The organism is Streptomyces sp. NPDC086023 (assembly GCF_044540325.1).
Classification (GTDB): Bacteria; Actinomycetota; Actinomycetes; order Streptomycetales; family Streptomycetaceae; genus Streptomyces.
The window spans coordinates 658393-679154 of the sequence record NZ_JBITRX010000001.1; the positions used below are offsets into that span (position 1 = coordinate 658393).

The following is a 20762-nucleotide window of genomic DNA, read 5'->3' on the forward strand; positions in this document are numbered from 1 at the left end:
GGTCGGCGGGGCGGCCCGCGGCGGGCAGGGCCGGCGCGGGGGCGTCAGCCGCGGGCGGCCCAGCGGCGGATCCTGGCCACCTGGTGGCGCTTGGCCGCCGTGATCCGGGCGAGTTCGCCGGGACCGGCCTGGAAGGCGGTCAGCGGGGTCCAGCGGGCCCGGCCGGAGCGGCCGGTCCAGCGGATGGCGGGGAAGTCGGTGACGGCGGTGACCGCCGCGCGGTCGATCACCCGGGTACGGAACAGACCCCGCACCGTGACCTGGTGCGGGCCGCACTGAACGCCCACCCGGTAGCCGCGCAGCGCCAGGCCCAGACAGGCGAGGACCACGCAGAGGGCGACGGCCAGGGCCCGGCCCTCGGCCTGGGCCGCGTACGCGGCGCCTCCGGCGGCGAGCGCGGCGCCGATGCTGGAGTGGGCGACCCGGGCCGCGAGCGGCGGGAACAGCTCCATCACACGCACCTTTCCGCGTGACGACGGGATGGACCGGGCCGACCCGGACACCGGGCCCGACGCGTCGCGCCGGGCCGGCCGGGGGAGGCCCGTGCGGGACCCTAGCGCGGGTCCGGGAGAAGCGGAAGGGGTCACTCCCTGTCGCGGCCGGGCGAGGGGCGGGGGGGCGTGCCGACGCGGGGATGACGGGCGTCTCCCCCGGACGGGGGAGAGGGTTCCCCGTGGCGGGGGAGGTGGCGGGGCGGGGGCCGGCGGGATCGTGGAGCCATGACGACGCGAACCGTTCACGACCGGCCCGGCGCCGCGGCCCCGGACCTCGACGACAACTCCTTCGACTCCCGCTCCGGCGACGGTGGTTCCGGTGACGGCTGGGTGCCCGGCCGGGGGCTGCGGGCCCTGCGTGCCGTCGCGGTGGCCGCCACCGTTCCGTACCTCGTGCTCAAGACCGCCTGGCTGACGGGCAGTCACGTCGGCATACCCGAGGGCAGCGTGCTGCGGGAGCCCGGCCTGTTCTTCACCGTCGCCAACGCGGTGACGCTGGTCATGGACGCCACCCTCGTGCTGCTCGTGCTGCTGCTGACCCAGGCGTGGGGGATGAGGATACGGGCCTGGCTGCTGACGGTGCTGGTGTTCGTCGCCGCGGGCCTGCTCGCCCCGATCGTCATCGCCTTCCCCGCGCAGCTGCTGGGCGGTCTGGTCGGGGGCGGGGAGTCGGAGGCCGCCGCCGCAGCCAGGGAACCCTTCCTGGACTCCTGGGTGTACGACGTCGTCTACACCGGGTTCGGGCTCCAGGCCCTGGCGCTGGCCGGGCTGTTCCTGCCGTACGCCCGGCGGCGGTGGGGCCGGCGGTGGCAGGGGCGGCCGGCGATACCCGGGGGCCGGGCGACGCGGCCGGCGGCCGTGCTCGCCGCGCTGACCGGCCTGGCGGTCACCGGGGTCCAGGGCTACTGGGCGCTGGGCGGTTCCGCGGGGCTCGACGCGGCGATGCGGGCCCGGTACGACTGGAACACCGCGGTGCTGTGCGGCACGTACGGGCTGCTGGCGCTGTCGGCGGCCGTCGGCGGGGTGCTGCTGGCGTACGGGGCGCGGCTCGGCCTGCGCCGGGCGCGGGGGCCGCTGGCGCTCGCCTGGATCGGCGCGGGCGGTTCGCTGACCTGGGGCGCCTGGCTGACGCTGGCCTCGCTGTCGGTCACGGATCCGGCCAAGCAGAGCACCTTTGAGATGTACCTGACCTACGCTGGCCAGATGATCACTGGACTGCTCGTCGCGGGGGTGCTGGCCCGCTGCCTGACGGCCCGGCAGCCGGAGTGAGGCCGTTCTTCGGGCCCCGGGCCCGGCTGCGCTGGGTCCACCTGATCCTCGGCGGGGCGCTGCTGATGCCGTACTTCCTGCTGGCGTCGGTAGTGGTGGGCGCCGTCAACGACGGGGCGGACGCGTTCTCCTCGCTCCCGGCGATGCTGAGCGCGTACGCGATGGCCCTGCCGCTGGCCGCGGTCAGCGCCCTCTTCCCGCCGGCCCGGCCGATGTCGGTGGCGGCGGTGCGGATGCTGTGCGCGGTGCCCGGCGAGCTGCTGGCCGAGGGGCCCGCCGGGACCTGGGCCGCGCGGGCCAGGACCGCCGCCTGGTGGACGACCCACCTGGGGGTCGGCGCCGTGCTGAGCGGCATGACCCTGGCGGTGCCGCCGATGGCGCTGGTGCTGCTGGGCACGCCGTTCTTCGCGGCGGTGCGGGAGTCGGAGTACGAGCTGTACCCCTGGCTCTCGGCCCTGCCCGGCCGGCTGATCGCCCCGCTCCTCGGGGCGGCGGCACTGGTGGTGCTCGCCCTGTGCGCGGCGGCGGCCGGCGCCCTGCTGGCCCGGCTCGCGCCGGTGCTGCTCGGGCCCACCCCCGCCGACCGGCTGGCCGCGGCCGAGGAGCGGGCGGCGGACCTTGCCGTGCGCAACCGGCTCGCCCGGGAACTGCACGACTCCGTCGGTCACGCGCTCAGTGCCGTCACCCTCCAGGCCGCGGCGGCCCGCCGGGTGCTGGATTCGGACCCGCGGTTCGTACGGGAGGCCCTGGCCGCGATCGAGGACACCACCCGGCGCACGGTCGGCGAGCTGGACGCGGTCCTGGGACTGCTGCGCGACGGGGACGAGCAGGCCGGACCGGGGGCGCCCGCGCCCACCCTCGCCGCCGACCTCGACGGGCTGCTGGGCCGCACCCGGGCCGGCGGGGTCGAGGTGGCGGCGGAAGAGGACCCCGGCCCCGTGGGCGACTGGGGGCGGCTGCCCGCCATCGCCTCCCGCGAGGCCTACCGCATCGTCCAGGAGGGACTGAGCAACGTGCTGAAACACGGAAGCGGACCGGTGCGCCTGCGGATCGCCGCGGCCGGCACGGAACTGGAGATCACGATGACCAACCCCCTGCCCGCCCCGGCACCCGGCCGGCCCCGCGCGGGCGGCGGGCGCGGGCTGCGCGGCATAGCCGAGCGGGCCGCGCTGCTCGGCGGCCGCGCCGAGGCCGGCGAGCACGAAAGCGGCTGGCGCCTGCGCGCCGCCCTGCCCCTCGGCACACCGTCGGGGGACGCCCGATGACCACGCCCCCCGGCACCCCCGCCCAGGGCACCCCCGCCCAGGGCACCCCGGCCCAGGGCGCCCCCGCACCCGCCGCGCCCGTGCGCATCGTGCTGGCCGACGACGAGCGCATGGTCCGCACCGCCCTGCGGATGATCCTCGACGCCGAACCGGGCCTGGAGGTCGTCGCCGAGGCCGCCACCGGTGCGGAGGCCGTCACCGTGGTCCGCGCGCACCGCCCCGACGTGGTCCTGATGGACGTCCGGATGCCCGAGGTCGACGGCATCCGCGCCACCGAGCGGATCCTCGGTTCGATGGTGGACCCGCCCCGGGTCGTGGTCGTCACCACCTTCGAGAACGACGCCTACGTCTACGACGCGCTGCGCGTGGGTGCGGCCGGGTTCCTCCTCAAGCGTGCGGAGCCCGAGGAGCTGATCGCCGCGGTCCGCCTGGTCGCCCGGAGCGACTCGCTGCTCTACCCCGCCGCCGTGCGCGGCCTGGCCGCCGCGCACGCGCGCCGCTCGCCGGCCGCCCCGCCCTGGGCGGCCCGGCTCACCGAGCGCGAGGCGGACGTCCTGCGCCTGATCGCCCAGGGCCTGACCAACTCGGAGATGAGCACCCGGCTCGGCGTGGGGCCGGCCACGGTCAAGTCGCACGTGGCGGCGGTCCTGGCCAAGACAGGGGCACGTGACCGCACCCAGGCGGTCATCGCCGCCTACGAGACGGGCTTCATCACCCCGGGGTGAGGCGGAGGGCCCGGCCCGCCCGGATGAAGAAAACCTGAGAACTCGGCCACAACCGGTGCAGAACGGAACGCCGGGCCCGCCCGACGCGTCCCCCATAGGGATGAACAAGACGATCAGGCGTGCCTCGGTCTTCTGTCTGCTGCTGGTGCTGGCCCTGCTGGTGCGGGTCACCTGGGTGCAGGCGTACGAAGGCAAGGCCCTCGCAGAGAACAAGAACAACCGCCGGACGAAGATCGCGCAGTACGCGAACCCGCTCGGGAACATCATCGTGGGCGGAAAGGCCATCACCGGATCGAAGAAGGTGGACGCAGGAGACTTCGCCTACAAACGCACCTACTCGGACGGGCCGCTGTACGCGCCCGTCACCGGATACAGCTCGCAGGTCTACGGGGCGACCCAGCTGGAGAACCTCTACCAGGACGTCCTGAACGGCTCGGACAACCGGCTGAAGAACCCGCTCGACGCCCTCACCGGCAAGCGGGCCGACCCCGGCAACGTCCTGACCACCATCGACCCCGAGGTCCAGAAGGCCGGGTACGCGGCCCTCAGGGGCAAGACCGGAGCAGCCGTCGCCATCGACCCCGCCACCGGCGAGATCCTCGGCGTCGTCAGCAACCCCTCGTACGACCCCGGCCGGATCTCCGGCAGCAACGACAAGGACGCCTGGGCCGAGCTCTCCGCCAACGAGGGCGCGGCCATGACCAACCGCGCCCTGCGCCAGCCGCTGTCACCCGGCTCCACGTTCAAGCTGGTCACCGCCGCGGCCGCCCTGGAGAACGGCCTGTACGACTCGGTCGACACCCCGACCGACAGCCCCAACCCCTACACCCTCCCCGGCACCCGCACGGTCCTCCAGAACGAGAACAGGTCCGCGCCCTGCGAGAACGCCACCCTGCGCACCGCCATGCGCTACTCGTGCAACAACGTCTTCGCGAACATCGCCTACCGGCTGGGCCAGGACAAGATGCGCGAGATGGCGGAGAAGTTCGGGTTCAACGACCCGAAGCAGGACACCCCGGTCCGCGCCTACCCGAGCGTGTACCCCGAGAAGAAGGCCTCGCCCGACCTGGTCGCGCAGACCGGCATCGGCCAGTTCGACGTGACCGCCACCCCGCTCCAGATGGCGATGGTCGCGGCCGCCCTGGAGAACGGCGGCAAGCTCGTCGCCCCGCACATGGTCTCCGAGGTCACCGACGCCGACGGCAACGTGCTGGAGAGCCACCAGGACGCCCCGTCGAAGCAGGTGGTCAGCGAGCGGACCGCCGAGCTGCTCCGGGAGACCATGAAGACCGTCGTCGAGGAGGGCGGCGGCAAGCCCGCCCGGGTCGACGGCGCGGAGGTCGGCGGCAAGACCGGCACCGCCCAGCACGGCGTGAACAACAGCAAGAACCCGTACGCCTGGTTCACCGCCTACGGCAAGGCGGGCGGCAAGTCCGTCGCCGTCGCCGTGATCATCGAGAACTCGGACACCGACCGCTCCGAGATCGGCGGCGGCAGGCTGGCCGCCCCGGTCGCCCAGAAGATGATCGCCGCCGCGCTCGGCAAGTAGGCCCGCCGCCGTCCGCCCTCGCGGGGCGGCGGGCGCGGAGCGGCGGGCGGCGGGCGGGGAGCGCGCCGGGAACCGCACAGGTGCCCGGCGCGTTCCACTCCCCGTGATCAGGACCGCGCACCCCGCAGACCTCGACCTCATCGCCGCCCTCCACACCCGGGCCCGCGCCACCTACTACACCGGCCGCATCCCGGAAGAGGCGTACCGGGGCGACGCCGAACAGGCCCGCACCCGCGAGGGCTGGGCCCGCGCCATCGAGCGAGGCGACGGCGGGGTGCTCTGCGCGGAACGCGACGGCGGGATAGCAGGCGTCGCCGCCTTCCGCACCGTCGACGGCGCCACCACCCTCACCCAGCTGCACGTCGACCCCGTCCACTGGCGGCTCGGCATCGGCGGAGCCCTCCACGCCGCCTGCGTCGCCGCCTGGCGCGACACCGGCGTGGACCTCGCCCGGCTGGAGGTCTACGAGCACAACCTGCGCGCCCGGGCCTTCTACGCCGCCCAGGGCTGGCGCCCCGGCCCGGACCCCGCCCCGCGCCCCGGATCGCACCTGACGCTCTGGCTGGACGTGACGCGCGCCACGGAATGAGCGGCCCGCCCGGGAGGTTGCCCAACAGTGACGGAGGCGATCCCTCCGCGTCCGACGACCGGGAGACGAGAAGGAACATGCGCGTCGAGATCTGGAGCGACATCACCTGCCCGTGGTGCTACATCGGCAAGGCCCGCTTCGAGCAGGGGCTCGCGGCCTTCGCCCACCGCGAGGAGGTGGAGATCGTCCACCGGTCCTTCGAGCTCGACCCGAACGCCCCCAAGGAGGCCGTGCCCACCCTGGAGATGCTGGCCAGGAAGTTCGGCCGCACCCTCGAAGAGGCCCGCGCGATGCAGGAGCACGTCGCCGGCACGGCCCGCGCGGAGGGCCTGGAGTACCGCACCGAGGGCCGGGTCAACGGCAGCACCTTCGACATCCACCGGATGCTCCACTTCGCCGCCGCGCACGGCCGCCGCGACGCCCTGCTCGACCTCGCCTACCGGGCCAACTTCGCCGAGGAGCGCTCCGTCTTCGACGACGACACGCTGGTCGCCCTGGCCGTCGAGGCCGGACTCGACGAGGCCGCCGCCCGCGCGGTGCTGGCCGACGGCGAGGCGTACGCCGCGGAGGTGCGCGCCGACGAGCGCGAGGCGGCCGAACTCGGCGCGAACGCGGTGCCGTTCTTCGTCCTGGACCGGCGGTACGGGATCTCCGGCGGCCAGCCGGCCGAGGTGTTCACCCAGGCCCTGGAGCAGGCCTGGCAGGGCCGCCAGGTGCTCGCCCCGGCGGCGCCGGAGGGCGAGGTCTGCGAGCCGGACGGCACGTGCGCCGTCCCGCAGTCATAAGACTTCCTTATTGGTAGCATGTAAAACTCGTCAATAGACTTTTAGTCGCTCCTGGCGCAGGCTGGCGCCATGGAGCGACTTCCCCTTGCCGACGTGACCCGCGCGGAGTTCGCGCACCAGACCACCTACCTCAACACCGCCACCTGCGGCGTGCTGCCGCAGCAGGCCCTGGCGGCCGTACGGGAGCTCGCCGGTGCGGCCGCCGCCGGCCGGCCCGAGGGCTTCGGCAGCTTCGACTCCGTCACCGCCGCCCGCACCGCCTTCGCCCGGCTCGTCGGCGTCCCCGCCGCACGCGTGGCCGTCGGCTCCGCCGTCGCCACGCACACCGGCCTGATCGCCGCCGCCCTGCCGGCCGGAGCCGAAGTCCTCTTCGCGGAAGGGGACTTCGCCTCCGTCATCAATCCCTTCCACCTGCGCGGCGACCTCAAGACCCGCTTCGCGCCCCTGGAGAACCTGGCCGAGGCCGTGCGGCCGAGCACCGCGCTGGTGGCCCTGAGCGCCGTCCAGTCGGCCGACGGCCGCATCGCCGACCTCGACGCCGTCCGCGAGGCCGCCGCCGCCCACGGCGCGCGCACCCTGGTCGACGCGACCCAGGCGGCCGGCTGGCTGCCCTTCGACGCGAGCGGGTACGACTACACCGTCACCGCCGGCTACAAGTGGCTGCTGGGCGCGCGCGGCGCCTCGTACCTCACGGTGACCGAAGAGGCCCAGGCGGCCCTCGTCCCGCTGCACGCCGGCTGGGTGGCCGCGGAGTCCATGTGGGACGCCACCTACGGTCCGATGCAGGAACTCGCCCATGACGCCCGGCGGTTCGACGAGTCGCCCGCGTTCCTCGCCTACCACGCGGCCGAGCGCTCGCTGGCGCTGCTCGCGTCCGTCGGCGTCGAGGCCGTGCACGCCCACAACACCCGGCTCGCCGCGCGCTACCGGGCCGGACTCGAATCGCTCGGGCACGCACCCGTACCCGCGCCCGGCTCGGCGATCGTCTCGGTGCCCGGACTGGGGCACCGCCAGGCGGACCTGGCGGCCGCCGGTGTCCTCACGGCCGCCCGGGCCGGCCACCTGAGGGCCTCGTTCCACCTGTACAACACGGAGGCCGAGGTGGACCGCCTGCTGGACGCCCTCTCCGCGTAGCGGGCCCGGCGGCGGGCCGGTTCGCCCGCCCGCCGCCGGCCGCCCGTCAGGCCTGCAGCGCCGACCAGGCGTCGGCCGCCGCGGCCACCGCGTCCTCCGCGGGCACCTCCAGGGCCGCCGCCAGTGCGGTCAGGGAGTCCGTGACCACCGCCAGGTCCGCATCCCGCCCGTAGTGGTTCACCCGCAGCATCTCCGCGGCCAGCGCCCCGCCGCCCGCCGCCAGCGGGACGGCCGGGGCGGCGGCCAGCGCCTTCGTCACCACGGCCGAGGCGTCCAGGCCCGGCGCGGTACGCAGCGTCGTGGCCACCGGTGCCGCAGCCTCCGCCGCGCCCACGTACGGGGCCAGCCCCGGCAGGGCCTCCGCGCCCGCCCGCGTCGCCGCCGCGGCCGCCGCGTGCCGCCGCATCACCACCGGGAGCCCCTCCGCCGCGATCCGGTCCAGGCAGGCCTCCAGGGCCAGCATCTCCAGCTGCGCCGGCGCGTGCAGCAGCGCCCTGCGGCCCCCGTCGATCCAGCGCTCCTTCCAGTCCAGCAGCGACAGGTAGGAGCGGCGCGGGGCCGCCGGGTTGGCCGCGAAACGCTCCCAGGCCCGCTCCGAGACCGACACCGCCGAGACGCCCGCCGGCCCGCCCATCGCCTTCTGCGCGCCGATCACGCACAGGTCCACGCCCCACGCGTCCGGCAGCAGCGGCTCGGCGCCCACCGACGCGACGGCGTCCAGCATGAACAGGGCGCCGTGCGCCCGTACGACCTCACCGATCGCGGCGGCCGGGTTGGTGTTGCCCGTCGCCGCCTCCGCGTGCACCAGCGACACGAAGTCGATCTCCGGGTGCGCGGTCAGCGCCGCGTCCACCTGCTCCGCCGTCACCGCGGTGTCGAACGGCACGGCCAGGTCCACCACCCGCGCCCCGCAGTCCCGCAGCCAGTTCCCGAACGTGGTCCCGTACGGACCCGTCACCACGTTCAGCGCCGTCGACCCGGCCCGTGCCCCGGACCGGATGCACCCCTCCAGCGGCAGCAGCGCCTCCCCCTGGGTCACCACCACGTCCTGCCCGGTGCCCAGCAGTGCGGCGACCCCCCTCTCGATCGACGCGAAACGCTCCGCGGTCAGCGGTGCCAGGTCAAGGAGGGGGTGGCTCACGGCTGCTCTCTTCGTCGGGGACTACCCGGTCGACCCTAGCCCGCGCGTGCGTAAAGTGCGGCCATGAGCGATCACGCCGTACTGCACGTGAAGGGGCGGGTGCTCGTCGGGCCCGACGACGTCCGCGACGAGCTGTGGGTGGTCGGCGGCCGGGTCTCGTACGAACCCCCGCGCGCCGCCCGCGAGGTCACCACGGTCGAGGGCTGGGCGCTGCCCGGCCTGGTCGACGCCCACTGCCACGTCGGCCTCGACCGCCACGGCCCCGTCGACGACGCCACCAGCGAGGAGCAGGCCCTCACCGACCGTGCCGCGGGCACCCTGCTGATCCGCGACGCCGGATCGCCCTCCGACACCCGCTGGATCGACGCCCGCGACGACCTCCCCAAGATCATCAGGGCCGGCCGCCACATCGCCCGCACCCGCCGCTACATCCGCAACTACGCCCACGAGATCGAGCCCGAGGACCTGGTCGCGCACGTCGCCCGGGAGGCGCGGCGCGGCGACGGCTGGGTCAAGCTCGTGGGCGACTGGATCGACCGGGACGCGGGCGACCTCACCGCCTGCTGGCCCCGCGCCGAGGTCGAGGCGGCCATCGCCGAGGCCCACCGCCTCGGGGCCCGCGTCACCGCCCACTGCTTCGCCGAGGACTCCCTGCGCGACCTCGTCGAGGCGGGCATCGACTGCATCGAGCACGCCACCGGCCTGACCGAGGAGACCATCCCGCTCTTCGCGGAACGCGGAGTGGCGATCGTCCCCACCCTCGTCAACATCGCCACCTTCCCCAAGCTGGCGGACGGCGGCGAGGCCAAGTTCCCGCGCTGGTCCGCCCACATGCGCCGGCTCCACGAGCGCCGCTACGACACCGTGCGCGCGGCCTACGACGCCGGCGTCCCGGTCTACGTCGGCACCGACGCCGGCGGCTCCCTCCCGCACGGCCTCGTCGCCGAGGAGGTCGCCGAACTCGTCAAGGCCGGCATCCCCGCACTCGACGCCCTCTCGGCCACCGCCTGGGGAGCGCGCCGCTGGCTGGGCCGCCCCGGTCTCGACGAGGGCGCCCCGGCCGACCTCGTCGTCTACGGGACCGACCCGCGGGCGGACGTCCGGGTGCTCGCCGCGCCCCGGCGGATCGTGCTCGACGGCCGGGTCGTCGCCTGACGCGCACCGCCCAACGAGCGCAGGTCACGGGCCCGTGCGCGCGGTACGGGCCCGGTTGACGAACCGTTACCACCGGCCGCGCGCGGTCGTTGTGCTCGCCCGGCGGGGCCGCGCGCGGCCCCGCGCACGCGCCCGTTCCGCGTGACGGACGGGGCGTACGGGGAACCACGGACCCCGAGATTCGAAAGCCCGCACGGAAACCCCTCTTTGGAGTGAACTCACGCCAGGTTGCCACTCGTTCACTCTCAGTGCGTAAGGATTCCGGGGGTCGAGGCCGTCGGCGCGCGCAATGTCCCCCATTGGCGCCGCCGAGGGCTCCATATCTCGTTGGGGGTTCCACCACCTTGAACAGCAACACCTTCCGCGTGCCCGCACGCCGTTCCTCCGCCGCACTGGCCGCCGCGGCCCTCGTCGCGGGTCCCACCGCGCTGCTGGCCGCCGCACCCGCGCACGCCACCGGAGGGGCCGGACAGAGCGGCCGGGCGAGCGCCGTCGTACTGCGCACCGGGCTCGACGTCGGACTGCTCAACAAGACCGTCCACGTGCCCCTCAAGGCCACCCTGAACGAGGTCACCGCCCCGGCCCGCGCCGAGAAGACCGCGCTCACCGTCACCCTCGACGGCGTCGACCAGGGCCGCCCCGTCAGCGTGCTGCGCGCCGACGTGGCCAGCGCCGAGGCGACGGCGGACAAGCACCGCGCGGAGGGCTCCGTCACCCTCGCCAATGCCCGGGTGCACGTCCCCGGCCTGCCGCTGCTCTCGGTGATCCAGGTCGAGAAGGTCACCGCCGAGGCCGTCTGCGTGAAGGGCAGGAAGCCCACGGCAGAGTCCAACGTGCTCGGCGCCGTCACCGTGCTCGGCAAGAAGGTCACGCTCTCCGCGGGCGGGACCACCAAGGTCGAGGTCCCCGCGGTCGGCGAGGTGCGCCTCGACCTGTCCAGCACCGAGACCACGTCCCGCACGGCCGCCGCGACCGCCCTGAAGCTGAAGGTCTCCGTGAACCCGCTCAAGCTCAACGTCGCCGAGGTGGAGGGCGAACTCGTGCTGGCCGAGGCCACCTGTGCCACCCCGACCGGCGGGGCGAGCCCCTCGCCCACCCCGACCGTGACCCACACCGCGCCCAAGCCCGACGTGAAGCCGCAGACCGGCCCCGGCAAGGCCAACCTGGCCGAGACCGGCGGCAGTTCCGTCACGCCGTACGTCGCCGGGGGCGCCCTCATCCTGCTCGGGGTCGGCGCGGGGACGCTGGTCATGAGCCGCGGCCGGGGGAACAGCGGCGCCTGACCGGCCCGAGGGGGGATCCCGTGACGGGATCGCAGGGGAGCTGAGGGGGAGGGCACCGGTACAGGGCGCCCTCCCCCTCGGCACGTTCACCGCGCCGTCAGCGTCACCGCGCCGTCAGCGTCACCGCGCCGTCTGCGTCACCGCGCCGTCTGCGTCACCGCGCCGTCTGCGTCACCGCGCCGTCAGTGTCACCGCGTCACCGCGTCGTCAGCGTCAGCGCCTGGTCCAGCGCCTGGAGGAACCGCCCGGTCGTCGCCCGGTCCCGCACCGCCAGCCGCAGCCAGTCGGGACCCAGCCCCGGGAAGGTGTCGCCGCGCCGGGCGGCGAAGCCCAGCGTCCGCAGCCGCGCCCGCACCTCGTCCGCCCGGTCCACCCGGATCAGTACGAACGGGCCCTCGGCCGGCCGCACCGCCCTGATCTCCTCGAACTCCGCCAGCCCCGCCAGCAGGTGGTCACGGTCCACCACGATCTGCCGGGCCGCCTGCTCCGCCTCCGCGAGCGCCCGCTCCGACACGCACGCCTCGGCCGCCGCCAGCGCCGGCGTCGAGACCGGCCACAGCGGCTGCGCCCGCTCCAGCAGGGCGATCGTCTCCGGCTCCGCCAGCACGTAGCCGATCCTCAGCCCCGCGAGCCCCCAGGTCTTCGTCAGACTCCGCAGCACCACGAGACCCGGCACGTCCGTCCGGCCCGCCAGGGCCTCCCGCTCGCCCGGCACCGCGTCCATGAACGCCTCGTCCACCACCAGCACCCGGCCCGGCCGCGCCAGCTTCACCAGCGTGGCGGCCGGGTGCAGCACCGACGTCGGGTTGGTCGGGTTGCCGACCACCACCAGATCGGCGTCCTCCGGCACGTCCGCCGGGTCCAGCCGGAAGCCGTCCTCCTCGCGCAGCAACACCCGCTCCACCCGGTGCCCGGCGTCCAGCAGCGCCGCCTCGGGCTCGGTGAACTGCGGGTGCACCACCACCGGCCGCCGCACCCGCAGCGCCCGCGCCAGCAGCACGAACGCCTCCGCGGCGCCCGCCGTCAGCAGCACCCGTTCCACCGGCAGCCCGTGCCGCTCGGCCACCGCGGCCCGCGCCTCGCGCCCGTCGGGGTACGCGGCCAGCGTGTCGAGCGACAGGGCGATGTGACGTCTCAGCCATTCCGGCGGCGTGTCCGACCGCACGTTCACGGCCAGGTCCACCAGGCCCGCGATCCCGCGCACCTCCGCGTCCCCGTGGTGGCGCAGGTCGGGCCCGCCGCCCCCGTCTGACCCCGCTGCGGTCGCCACCGCGCAGGTGGCCCGCTCCGACCGCTGCTTCGGTACGAGGAGTTCGCCCCCGGCGGCCAGCGCGGCGGCCTCCGCCACCGACGGGGTGCCCGCGGCCGCCTCCACCTCGGCCGAAGGATGCGGCACCGGCACCCCGGCCAGGGTGCGCGCGTCGTACGCGACCACGGGCACCCCGAACCGGGCGGCCGCACCGACGATCCCCGCCTCGCCCGCCTTCCCCTCGACCGTGGCCAGCGCCGTCACGGCGGCGGGCGTGAGCCCGACCCCGCGCAGGGCCTCCTCGACCACACCGCAGACCTCGTCCACGGACACGCCCTCGCGGGCACCGACACCGACGACGACCCGCGCGGCGCCCGCGCGGGATATGAGACCGATCAATCGAGTGGTCCTCTCGAAACTGTGGGGGGGATCGGGTTCAGCGATGATTCACCGGCGTCAACCCGCCGGTCAACGGGGTGCCCCGCCGTGTCGCCGCCCGGAGGTGCGCGAATCGCCGCGGATCGGTAAGCAGGGGTCCATGGCGGTGATCGTCGCGCTGGGCGCGTTCCTGATGACGCTGGCGGGCGGGTGGACGGCGCAGCGCGTCACCGACCGCCGCCACCTCGTGCTCGGCCTCGCGGGCGGGCTGATGCTGGGCGTGGTCGGCCTCGACCTGCTGCCCGAGGCGCTCGAAGCCGCCGGGACCGAGGTGTTCGGCGTACCGGCCGCCCTGCTGCTCTTCGTGGCGGGCTTCCTGGCGACGCACGTCGTGGAGCGGCTGCTGGCGGTGCGCCAGGCCGCGCACGGCGCCCAGGACGGGATCGGGGGCGGCGCCGAGGGCGGGACCGGCAGGGGAGGCCGGGCACCGCAGGTCGGCCTCACGGCCGCCGCCGCGATGGTCGGCCACAGCCTCATGGACGGCGTCGCGCTCGGCGCGGCCTTCCAGGTCGGCGGCGGCATGGGCGTGGCCGTGGCGCTGGCCGTCATCACCCACGACTTCGCCGACGGCTTCAACACGTACACGCTGGCCAGCCTGTACGGGAACGACCGCCGCAAGGCCACGGCCATGCTGGTGGCGGACGCGCTGGCGCCGGTCGTCGGCGCCGCGTCCACCCTGCTGTTCACCCTCCCGGAGGAACCGCTGGGCGCGTACCTCGGCTTCTTCGGCGGCGCCCTGCTCTACCTCGCGGCGGCCGAGATCCTGCCCGAGGCGCACCACGAACACCCCGCGCTCTCCACCCTGCTGTGCACGACCGGGGGAGTGGGCGTCATCTGGCTGGTGGTCGGCATCGCGGAATGACCCGGCCGGCCCGCCGACGGCCCGGCGCGGCCCGCCGACGGCCCGCCCGGCGCCGGCCCGGCGCGCACCGCCGGCGGGCGGACCGGATCGGGACCGGCCCGCCCCGGGGGCCGGCGGCCCCCCGCCGGCGGCCGGCCCCCGACCGGACATCAGGACCCCGCCGGTCTCGCCCGGCCGGGCCCGTCCGCTGCGGCGCGGCCCGCCGCCGCGGCCAGGCGCGCCGCCACCGAGGGCGCGGCGGCCCAGTGCGTGTGCAGGTAGCTGGCGTGCACCCCGCCCCGCACGAAGCCCTCGACGCGCCGCTCCGGGTGCGTGAACCCCCACGCCGGCTCGGCGCCCGCGCCGGGCTCGACCACCGTCCGGTGGAACTCGTGCCCGCGCAGCCGGGTGCCGGCCGCGGCGAGGGCGTTGTCGGTGAGGGCCACGGCCTCGCGGTAGCCCAGCGTGAGGCGCTCCGACATCCGGGCGTCCGCGTCCAGGACCCCGCACATCGGCTTCCCGTCCAGGGAACGGGCCAGGTACAGCAGGCCGGCGCACTCCGCGGCCACCGGGGCACCGGAGGCCGCCAGTTCGGCCACGGCCTTCCGCAGGGGCTCGTTGGCGGCCAGCCCGGGGGCGTACACCTCGGGGAAGCCGCCGCCTATGACCAGACCGCTCGTGCCGTCCGGGAGGGCTTCGTCGTGCAGGGGATCGAAGGTCACCACCTCCGCCCCGGCGGCCCGCAGCAACTCCGTGTGCTCGGTGTAGGAGAACGTGAACGCGGGACCGCCCGCCACGGCGACGACCGGCCGCCCGACGGGCCTGCCGGGAACATCCGCAGTGCCCGGAACATCCGAAGCGTCCGTGACGGAGGCCACGGCCTCCCCGGCCGACCACGCCTCCTCCGCGAGCGGCGGCGCCGACCTGGCCAGCGCCAGCAGCGCCTCCAGGTCGCAGCCCGCCCGCACCTGGTCCGCCAGGGCGCGTACGGAGTCCAGCGCGTCCGTACGGCGCTCGGCCACCGGCACCAGACCCAGGTGCCGGGACGGCGCCGCCACCTGCGGGGCGCGCCGCAGCACGCCCAGCACCGTGGCGCCGGCCTCCTCCAGGGCCTCCCGCAGCATCGCCTCGTGCCGGTCGGAACCGACCTTGTTCAGGATCACGCCCCCGAGCCGCACCTGCGGGTCGAAGGACGCGAAGCCGTGCACCAGCGCCGCCACCGACCGGGACTGCGACGACGCGTCCACGACCAGCACCACCGGCGCCCGCAGCAGCTTCGCCACCTGCGCCGTGGACGCCAGCTCACCCTGCCCGGCGGCACCGTCGTACAGGCCCATCACGCCCTCGACCACGGCCAGGTCGCAGCCGGCCGCCCCGTGCGCGAACAGCGGGCCGACCATGCCGGTCCCGCACATGAAGGCGTCCAGGTTCCGGCCCGGCCGGCCGGTGGCCAGTGCGTGGTAGCCGGGGTCGATGTAGTCCGGGCCCACCTTGTGCGGGGAGACGGCCAGCCCCCGCTCCGCGAAGGCCGCCATCAGCCCCGTGGCGACGGTGGTCTTGCCGCTCCCCGACGAGGGAGCGGCGACGACCAGACGCGGGATCCTCACCACTCGATGCCCTTCTGGCCCTTCTGGCCGGTGTCCATCGGGTGCTTGACCTTGGTCATCTCGGTGACCAGGTCCGCGAACTCCACCAGCTTCTCTGGCGCGTTGCGGCCAGTGATCACCACGTGCTGCGTGCCGGGCCGCTCCCGCAGCACCTCGATGACCTCGTCCACGTCGATCCAGCCCCAGTGCAGCGGGTACGCGAACTCGTCCAGCACGTACAGCCGGTGGGTCTCCGCGGCCAGGTCGCGCTTGACCTGCTCCCAGCCCTCCCGCGCCGCCTGCTCGTTGTCGAGCTGCGCGTCGCGCTGCACCCAGGACCAGCCCTCGCCCATCTTGTGCCACACGACGGTGCCGCCCTTGCCCGTCTCGCCGAGGGCCTTGAGGGCGTTCTCCTCGCCGACCTTCCACTTGGCGGACTTGACGAACTGGAACACCCCGATGGGCCAGCCCTGGTTCCAGGCCCGCAGCGCCAGCCCGAAGGCCGCGGTGGACTTGCCCTTGCCGGGGCCGGTGTGCACGAAGACCAGCGGGCGGTTGCGGCGCTGACGCGTGGTCAGACCGTCGTCCGGGATGACGGTCGGCTGTCCCTGGGGCATTACGCGGCCCTCCTGTCCGTGTGGTGGAAACCGGGCGCCCGCCTGTCGGCGCGCCCGTCCGTACGCATGTCCTTCACCAGGCCCGCGAGCGCGTCGGCCCGCAGCCCCTCCAGGGTCACGGCCGTGCCGCCCAGGTCGGCGGCCAGCCGCCCGGCCAGGCCCAGCCGTACCGGGCCCGTCTCGCAGTCCACGACCACCGAGGCGGTCCCCTCGCCGGCCAGCAGCCGGGCGGCGCGCGCCGCCAGGGCCACCGCGTCCGGGCCGGCGGTGGCCCGCCCGTCGGTGACCACCACCAGCAGCGGGCGCCGGGACGGGTCACGCAGCCGCTCGATCCGCAGCGTCTCGTGCGCCTTCAGCAGCCCCGCGGCGAGCGGGGTGCGCCCGCCCGTCGGCAGCAGTTCGAGCCGGGCCGCCGCCGCGTCCACCGACGAGGTGGGCGGCAGGGCCAGTTCGGCCCCGGCGCCCCGGAACGTGATCAGTCCGACCTTGTCGCGCCGCTGGTACGCGTCCAGCAGCAGCGACAGCACCGCGCCCTTGACCGCGCCCATCCGCTGCCGGGCCGCCATCGACCCCGACGCGTCGACCGCGAACAGCACCAGGTTGCCCTCACGGCCCTCCCGCGTCGCCTGCCGCAGGTCGTCCCGGCGCACCACCAGGCCGGGGCCGGAGCGCCCGCGGGCCAGCTGGTGCGGGGCCGCGGCCCGTACGGTCGCCGCCAGGTGGAGCTTCGTCAGCTGGCCCCGGGGACGCTGTGACCCGGTGGTCCGCCCGTGCGCCGTACGCGCCCTGGACCGCCGCCCGGCCGCACCCTCCCCGAGCCCCGGCACGCTCAGCATCCGGGTGCGGAAGGGCTCGGCGGCCCCCACGGCCGCCTGCTCGGGCGCGCCGGCCGCCGCAGGGGCGGGGGCGGCCTCGCCCGGAGCCGGCTCGCCGGTCGCGGGGGGCTCCGGCGCACCGTCGGCGCCCGTCTCCTCGGGACCGCCGCCCTGCGGCGGCACGCCGCCGCCGTCCGGGCCGCCGTCACCGGGACCGTCCGGACCGCTGTCCGGGCCGCCGTGCGGGCCGTCGCCGTCGCCGCCGCCGTCGCCCGGGCCTTCCGGCTCCGGCTCGGGCTCCGGCTCGTCGTCGGGGAAGCCGTCCAGGATCCGGTCGAGCTTCTCCTCGTCCAGGCCCGGCGCGTCGAAGGGGTTGCGGCGGCGCCGGTGCGGCAGCGCCAGCAGCGCGGCCTGCCGCACGTCCTCCTTGCGCACGTCGGTCCGCCCGGCCCACGCGGCCAGCGCCGTAGCCGTCCGCGCCATCACGATGTCGGCGCGCATGCCGTCCACCTCGAAGCCCGCACAGGTCGCCGCGATCATCAGCAGCGCCCCGTCGCCCAGCCGCACCCGCGGTACGAGCGCCCGCGCGGCCACCACCCGGGCGCGCAGCTCCGCCTCCGCGCCCGCCCAGCGCACCGCGAAGCCGGCCGGGTCCTCGTCGTACGCGAGCCGGCGGCGCACCACCTCGACGCGCTGCTCCGGTTCGCGGGAGGCGGCCACCTCCACGGTCAGCCCGAACCGGTCGAGCAGCTGCGGACGCAGCTCGCCCTCCTCCGGGTTCATCGTGCCGACCAGCAGGAAGCGGGCCGCGTGCCGCACGGACACGCCCTCGCGCTCCACGTACGAGGCACCCATGGCCGCCGCGTCGAGCAGCAGGTCGATCAGGTGGTCGTGGAGCAGGTTGACCTCGTCGACGTAGAGGATCCCGCGGTGCGCGTCGGCCAGCAGGCCCGGCTCGAAGGACTTCACGCCGTCGGCCAGCGCGCGCTCGATGTCGAGGGCGCCGACCAGGCGGTCCTCGGAGGCGCCGACGGGCAGTTCGACCATCCGGGCGGGGCGCGCCTCGCCGGCCGCGTCGCCGTGCGGTCCGTCCGGGCAGGCCGGGTCGGGCGCCGCGGGGTCGCAGCTGAACCGGCAGCCGCCGACCACGGCCACCTCGGGGAGCAGCGCCGACAGCGCGCGCACGGCGGTGGACTTGGCGGTGCCCTTCTCGCCCCGGACGAGCACGCCGCCGACCGCCGGGCTGACGGCGTTCAGCAGCAGCGCCAGCCGCAGGTCGTCCATCCCGACGACCGCGGTGAAGGGGTAGTGGGTCTGGACGGTCATCAGGGCGCCCCCGGAGCGATGAACGGGAGACCGGCCGGAGCGCCGGTCTCGATGAGCCGCAGCAGCGCGGCGGTGTCGGCGTGCTCCTCGACCAGGTCGCCGAGGAGGTCGAGCTGCTCTTCGCGCAGCGCCCCGAAGGACGTGTCGGGGGACGGTACGAAGCGCCGCCCGGCCTGGGCCGCGACCTCCCGCAGGAACGCCCGGCGGAAGCCGTCCGACTCCAGTGAGCCGTGCCAGTGCGTGCCCCACACGGCACCCACCCGGCAGCCGTCGAGGAACGGCTCGCCGCCCCGCACGTCGGCCACGCCGTGGTGGATCTCGTACCCCTCGACGGCCTCGCCCAGCGCCTCGCCGACCGGCCGCGCCAGGGTCTTCTCCCGTTCGAAGCGCACCCGTACGGGCAGCAGCCCGAGCCCCTCCACCGAGCCGGCCCGGGACTCCACCTCGTCCTCGATGTGCTCGCCCAGCGCCTGGAAGCCGCCGCAGATCCCGAGCACAGGCCGGCCCTCGGCGGCCCGCCGCAGCAGGGCGTCGGCCAGTCCGCGCTCGCGCAGCCACTGGAGCGCCCGCACCGTCCCGCGGGTGCCCGGCACGACGGCCAGGTCGGCGTCGGCCAACTCCTCGGGACGGTCCACGAACCGCACCACCACGCCCGGCTCGGCGGCCAGCGCGTCCACGTCCGTGAAGTTCGACATCAGCGGCACCGCGCACACCGCGACCCGCAGCACGTCCTCACCGACCGGCGGCGCCACCACCGACTCGCGGACCGCGCCGCGCAGCGACACCCGCAGCCCGTCCTCCTCGTCGATGCCCAGCCCGTGCCGGAACGGCAGCACGCCGTACGTCGCCCGGCCGGTGAGCCCGCGCAGCATCTCCAGGCCGGGCTCCAGCAGCGAGACGTCGCCCCGGAACTTGTTGACCAGGTAGCCGGCCACCAGCTCCTGGTCCTCGGCGCCGAGCAGGGCGGTGGTGCCGAAGAAGGACGCGAACACCCCGCCCCGGTCGATGTCGCCGACCACGACCACCGGGAACCGGGCGGCCCGCGCGATGCCCATGTTCACGATGTCGGTGCGCCGCAGGTTGATCTCGGCCGGGCTGCCGGCCCCCTCGCAGATCACGGCGTCATACGTGCCCCGCAGCTGCTCCAGGCAGTCCGTCACCACGCCGAGCAGCTGCTCCTGGCGGCCGCCGTGGTAGCCGCGGGCGCTCATCTCGCCCACCGGCCGGCCCAGCAGCACCACCTGGCTGGAGCGGTCGCTGCCGGGCTTGAGCAGCACCGGGTTCATCAGCGCGGTCGGCTCCACCCGGGCCGCCTGGGCCTGCATGGCCTGGGCGCGGCCGATCTCGGCGCCCTCGCGCGTGACGAAGGAGTTGAGGGACATGTTCTGCGCTTTGAAGGGCGCGACCTTCACGCCCTGCCGGGCGAGCCAGCGGCAGATGCCGGCGGTGACGACGCTCTTCCCCGCGTCCGAGGTGGTGCCGGCGACCAGCAGACCGCTGCCGAGCCGTGCCGAGGAACCGCTCATGCCCTGCCTTCCTTGGAGGTGCGCGCGACGCGCGCCGCGAGGGTCCGGCCGGCCACGCAGGCGCCCAGCGCCAGCCAGGTGACCCGCCGGGAGAGCCGTACCGCCCGTTCGATGTCCGGCACGGCGACCGGGCGGCCGGCCGCGCCGTTCAGCACCGGCCGGTGCTCGACGCGTCCGCCGTACGCGAGGGTGCCGCCCATCCGTACGCCGAGCGCCCCCGCGAAGGCGGACTCGACCGGCCCGGCGTTGGGGCTGGGGTGCTTGGCCGCGTCCTGCCGCCAGGCCCGGACCGCCCCCCGACGATCCGGGCCCGCCAGCACCGCCGCGGCGGCCGTGAGCCGGGCTCCCGGCCAGCCCGCGAGGTCGTCCAGCCGGGCCGAGGCCCAGCCGTAGCGCAGGTAACGGGGCGACTTGTGGCCCACCATGGCGTCCAGGGTGTTCACGGCGCGGAAGGCGGCCAGTCCCGGGACGCCCGCGACCGCGCCCCAGACCAGGGCCCCGACCACGGCGTCTGAGGTGTTCTCGGCGACCGACTCCACGACCGCCCGCGCGATCTGCTGCTCGTCCAGGGAGTGCGGGTCGCGCCCGCACAGGTGGGGCAGGCGCTCGCGGGCCACGTCGGTGTCGCCGGCGGCCAGCGCCCCGCCGATGGCCCGCGCCTCGCGGGCCAGCGACGTGCCGCCGACCACGGCCCAGGTGGCGGTGGCGGTCAGCGCGATACGGAGCGGGGCGGGCCGGGAGCGCACGGCGCGGGCGCCGAGCGCGCCCAGGGCCGCCGCACCACCGGCGCAGAGGAGTGTGTGGAGTGCGCCGCGGCCCCGGTGGTCGCGCCAGAGGGCGCGTTCCACGGCGGCGGCGGCGCGTCCGAAGGCGGCGACGGGGTGCCCGCGGCGCGGATCACCGAGGATCCGGTCGCCGATCAGGCCCGCCGCCGCGCCGTACGCGAACACGCGGTCGGCACGCATGGCAGGTATG

The 20762-nt window shown here is 75.7% G+C and carries 18 protein-coding genes; 10 read left to right on the forward strand and 8 right to left on the reverse strand.

From position 1 onward, the window contains the following. Positions 1-44 precede the first annotated feature (44 nt). Positions 45-452, reverse strand: a complete 408-nt coding sequence (locus ACIF6F_RS02950; RefSeq protein ID WP_399940283.1) for a hypothetical protein — start codon at positions 450-452, stop codon at positions 45-47. Positions 453-719: 267 nt separating this feature from the next. Here ACIF6F_RS02950 and ACIF6F_RS02955 point away from each other — a divergent pair, with 267 nt between their 5' ends. The 7 genes from ACIF6F_RS02955 (at position 720) to ACIF6F_RS02985 (ending at position 7810) form a co-directional block, all read left to right on the forward strand. After that, on the forward strand, positions 720-1763 hold the full coding sequence (locus ACIF6F_RS02955; RefSeq protein WP_399940286.1) for a hypothetical protein: 1044 nt from the start codon (positions 720-722) through the stop codon (positions 1761-1763). After that, positions 1760-3028, forward strand: a complete 1269-nt coding sequence (locus ACIF6F_RS02960; RefSeq protein ID WP_399940288.1) for a sensor histidine kinase — start codon at positions 1760-1762, stop codon at positions 3026-3028. The genes ACIF6F_RS02955 and ACIF6F_RS02960 overlap by 4 nt, the downstream gene beginning before the upstream one ends. A gap of 80 nt (positions 3029-3108) precedes the next feature. Then, a complete protein-coding gene (locus ACIF6F_RS02965) occupies positions 3109-3753 on the forward strand; it encodes a response regulator (protein WP_399940564.1) in 645 nt (214 codons plus the stop codon). A 100-nt stretch (positions 3754-3853) separates the two neighbouring features. After that, on the forward strand, positions 3854-5302 hold the full coding sequence (locus tag ACIF6F_RS02970) for a peptidoglycan D,D-transpeptidase FtsI family protein (protein ID WP_399940291.1): 1449 nt from the start codon (positions 3854-3856) through the stop codon (positions 5300-5302). 103 nt (positions 5303-5405) lie between these two features. Continuing rightward, positions 5406-5891, forward strand: a complete 486-nt coding sequence (locus tag ACIF6F_RS02975; RefSeq protein WP_399940294.1) for a GNAT family N-acetyltransferase — start codon at positions 5406-5408, stop codon at positions 5889-5891. A gap of 77 nt (positions 5892-5968) precedes the next feature. Further along, positions 5969-6676, forward strand: coding sequence for a DsbA family oxidoreductase (locus ACIF6F_RS02980; RefSeq protein WP_399940297.1), 708 nt, complete (start codon positions 5969-5971; stop codon positions 6674-6676). A 69-nt stretch (positions 6677-6745) separates the two neighbouring features. Continuing rightward, the gene (locus tag ACIF6F_RS02985; RefSeq protein ID WP_399940299.1) at positions 6746-7810 is read left to right on the forward strand and encodes an aminotransferase class V-fold PLP-dependent enzyme; all 1065 of its coding nucleotides are present in this window, start codon (positions 6746-6748) and stop codon (positions 7808-7810) included. Between the two features lie 46 nt (positions 7811-7856). Here ACIF6F_RS02985 and ACIF6F_RS02990 read toward each other — a convergent pair whose 3' ends face one another. Beyond that, positions 7857-8951 carry a pyridoxal-phosphate-dependent aminotransferase family protein gene (locus tag ACIF6F_RS02990; RefSeq protein ID WP_399940302.1) on the reverse strand — a complete coding sequence of 365 codons (1095 nt, stop codon included), beginning with the start codon at positions 8949-8951 and terminating at the stop codon, positions 7857-7859. Between the two features lie 63 nt (positions 8952-9014). On the opposite strand from ACIF6F_RS02990, the gene ACIF6F_RS02995 reads away from it, so the two are divergent. After that, on the forward strand, positions 9015-10106 hold the full coding sequence (locus tag ACIF6F_RS02995) for an amidohydrolase family protein (protein ID WP_399940304.1): 1092 nt from the start codon (positions 9015-9017) through the stop codon (positions 10104-10106). Between the two features lie 344 nt (positions 10107-10450). Further along, positions 10451-11389, forward strand: coding sequence for an SCO1860 family LAETG-anchored protein (locus ACIF6F_RS03000; protein ID WP_399940307.1), 939 nt, complete (start codon positions 10451-10453; stop codon positions 11387-11389). Between the two features lie 196 nt (positions 11390-11585). On the opposite strand, the gene cobC is transcribed toward ACIF6F_RS03000, so the two are convergent. Beyond that, the gene (gene cobC / locus ACIF6F_RS03005) at positions 11586-13037 is read right to left on the reverse strand and encodes an Rv2231c family pyridoxal phosphate-dependent protein CobC (RefSeq protein WP_399940310.1); all 1452 of its coding nucleotides are present in this window, start codon (positions 13035-13037) and stop codon (positions 11586-11588) included. A gap of 139 nt (positions 13038-13176) precedes the next feature. Between cobC and ACIF6F_RS03010 the strand changes: the two genes are divergently transcribed. After that, on the forward strand, positions 13177-13938 hold the full coding sequence (locus ACIF6F_RS03010) for a ZIP family metal transporter (RefSeq protein ID WP_399940313.1): 762 nt from the start codon (positions 13177-13179) through the stop codon (positions 13936-13938). 149 nt (positions 13939-14087) lie between these two features. Here the strand turns inward: ACIF6F_RS03010 and ACIF6F_RS03015 are convergent, their stop codons facing one another. Genes ACIF6F_RS03015 through ACIF6F_RS03035 form a run of 5 tightly spaced genes read right to left on the reverse strand, consistent with a single transcriptional unit; the run spans position 14088 to position 20752 of the window. Further along, positions 14088-15527 carry a cobyrinate a,c-diamide synthase gene (locus ACIF6F_RS03015; RefSeq protein ID WP_399940316.1) on the reverse strand — a complete coding sequence of 480 codons (1440 nt, stop codon included), beginning with the start codon at positions 15525-15527 and terminating at the stop codon, positions 14088-14090. Next, the gene (cobO, locus tag ACIF6F_RS03020) at positions 15521-16120 is read right to left on the reverse strand and encodes a cob(I)yrinic acid a,c-diamide adenosyltransferase (protein WP_399940319.1); all 600 of its coding nucleotides are present in this window, start codon (positions 16118-16120) and stop codon (positions 15521-15523) included. The genes ACIF6F_RS03015 and cobO overlap by 7 nt, the downstream gene beginning before the upstream one ends. Next, entirely contained in the window at positions 16120-18261 is a 2142-nt protein-coding gene (locus tag ACIF6F_RS03025) for a putative cobaltochelatase (protein WP_399940321.1), read from the reverse strand. Before ACIF6F_RS03025 ends, cobO begins: the two co-directional genes overlap by 1 nt. Next, positions 18261-19787 carry a cobyric acid synthase gene (locus ACIF6F_RS03030; protein ID WP_399940323.1) on the reverse strand — a complete coding sequence of 509 codons (1527 nt, stop codon included), beginning with the start codon at positions 19785-19787 and terminating at the stop codon, positions 18261-18263. The genes ACIF6F_RS03025 and ACIF6F_RS03030 overlap by 1 nt, the downstream gene beginning before the upstream one ends. Beyond that, complete coding sequence (locus tag ACIF6F_RS03035; RefSeq protein WP_399940326.1) at positions 19784-20752, reverse strand: cobalamin biosynthesis protein; 969 nt, start codon at positions 20750-20752, stop codon at positions 19784-19786. Before ACIF6F_RS03035 ends, ACIF6F_RS03030 begins: the two co-directional genes overlap by 4 nt. Between the last annotated feature and the right edge of the window lie 10 nt (positions 20753-20762).

What these genes read in the sequence shown, in the direction of transcription:
- ACIF6F_RS02950 (WP_399940283.1), bottom strand. Translation starts at nt 452, where the DNA reads ATGGAGCTGTTCCCGCCGCTCGCGGCCCGGGTCGCCCACTCCAGCATC.
- ACIF6F_RS02955 (WP_399940286.1), top strand. Translation starts at nt 720, where the DNA reads ATGACGACGCGAACCGTTCACGACCGGCCCGGCGCCGCGGCCCCGGAC.
- ACIF6F_RS02970 (WP_399940291.1), top strand. Translation starts at nt 3,854, where the DNA reads ATGAACAAGACGATCAGGCGTGCCTCGGTCTTCTGTCTGCTGCTGGTG.
- ACIF6F_RS02980 (WP_399940297.1), top strand. Translation starts at nt 5,969, where the DNA reads ATGCGCGTCGAGATCTGGAGCGACATCACCTGCCCGTGGTGCTACATC.
- ACIF6F_RS02985 (WP_399940299.1), top strand. Translation starts at nt 6,746, where the DNA reads ATGGAGCGACTTCCCCTTGCCGACGTGACCCGCGCGGAGTTCGCGCAC.
- ACIF6F_RS02995 (WP_399940304.1), top strand. Translation starts at nt 9,015, where the DNA reads ATGAGCGATCACGCCGTACTGCACGTGAAGGGGCGGGTGCTCGTCGGG.
- ACIF6F_RS03010 (WP_399940313.1), top strand. Translation starts at nt 13,177, where the DNA reads ATGGCGGTGATCGTCGCGCTGGGCGCGTTCCTGATGACGCTGGCGGGC.
- cobO (WP_399940319.1), bottom strand. Translation starts at nt 16,120, where the DNA reads ATGCCCCAGGGACAGCCGACCGTCATCCCGGACGACGGTCTGACCACG.
- ACIF6F_RS03025 (WP_399940321.1), bottom strand. Translation starts at nt 18,261, where the DNA reads ATGACCGTCCAGACCCACTACCCCTTCACCGCGGTCGTCGGGATGGAC.
- ACIF6F_RS03030 (WP_399940323.1), bottom strand. Translation starts at nt 19,787, where the DNA reads ATGAGCGGTTCCTCGGCACGGCTCGGCAGCGGTCTGCTGGTCGCCGGC.
- ACIF6F_RS03035 (WP_399940326.1), bottom strand. Translation starts at nt 20,752, where the DNA reads ATGCGTGCCGACCGCGTGTTCGCGTACGGCGCGGCGGCGGGCCTGATC.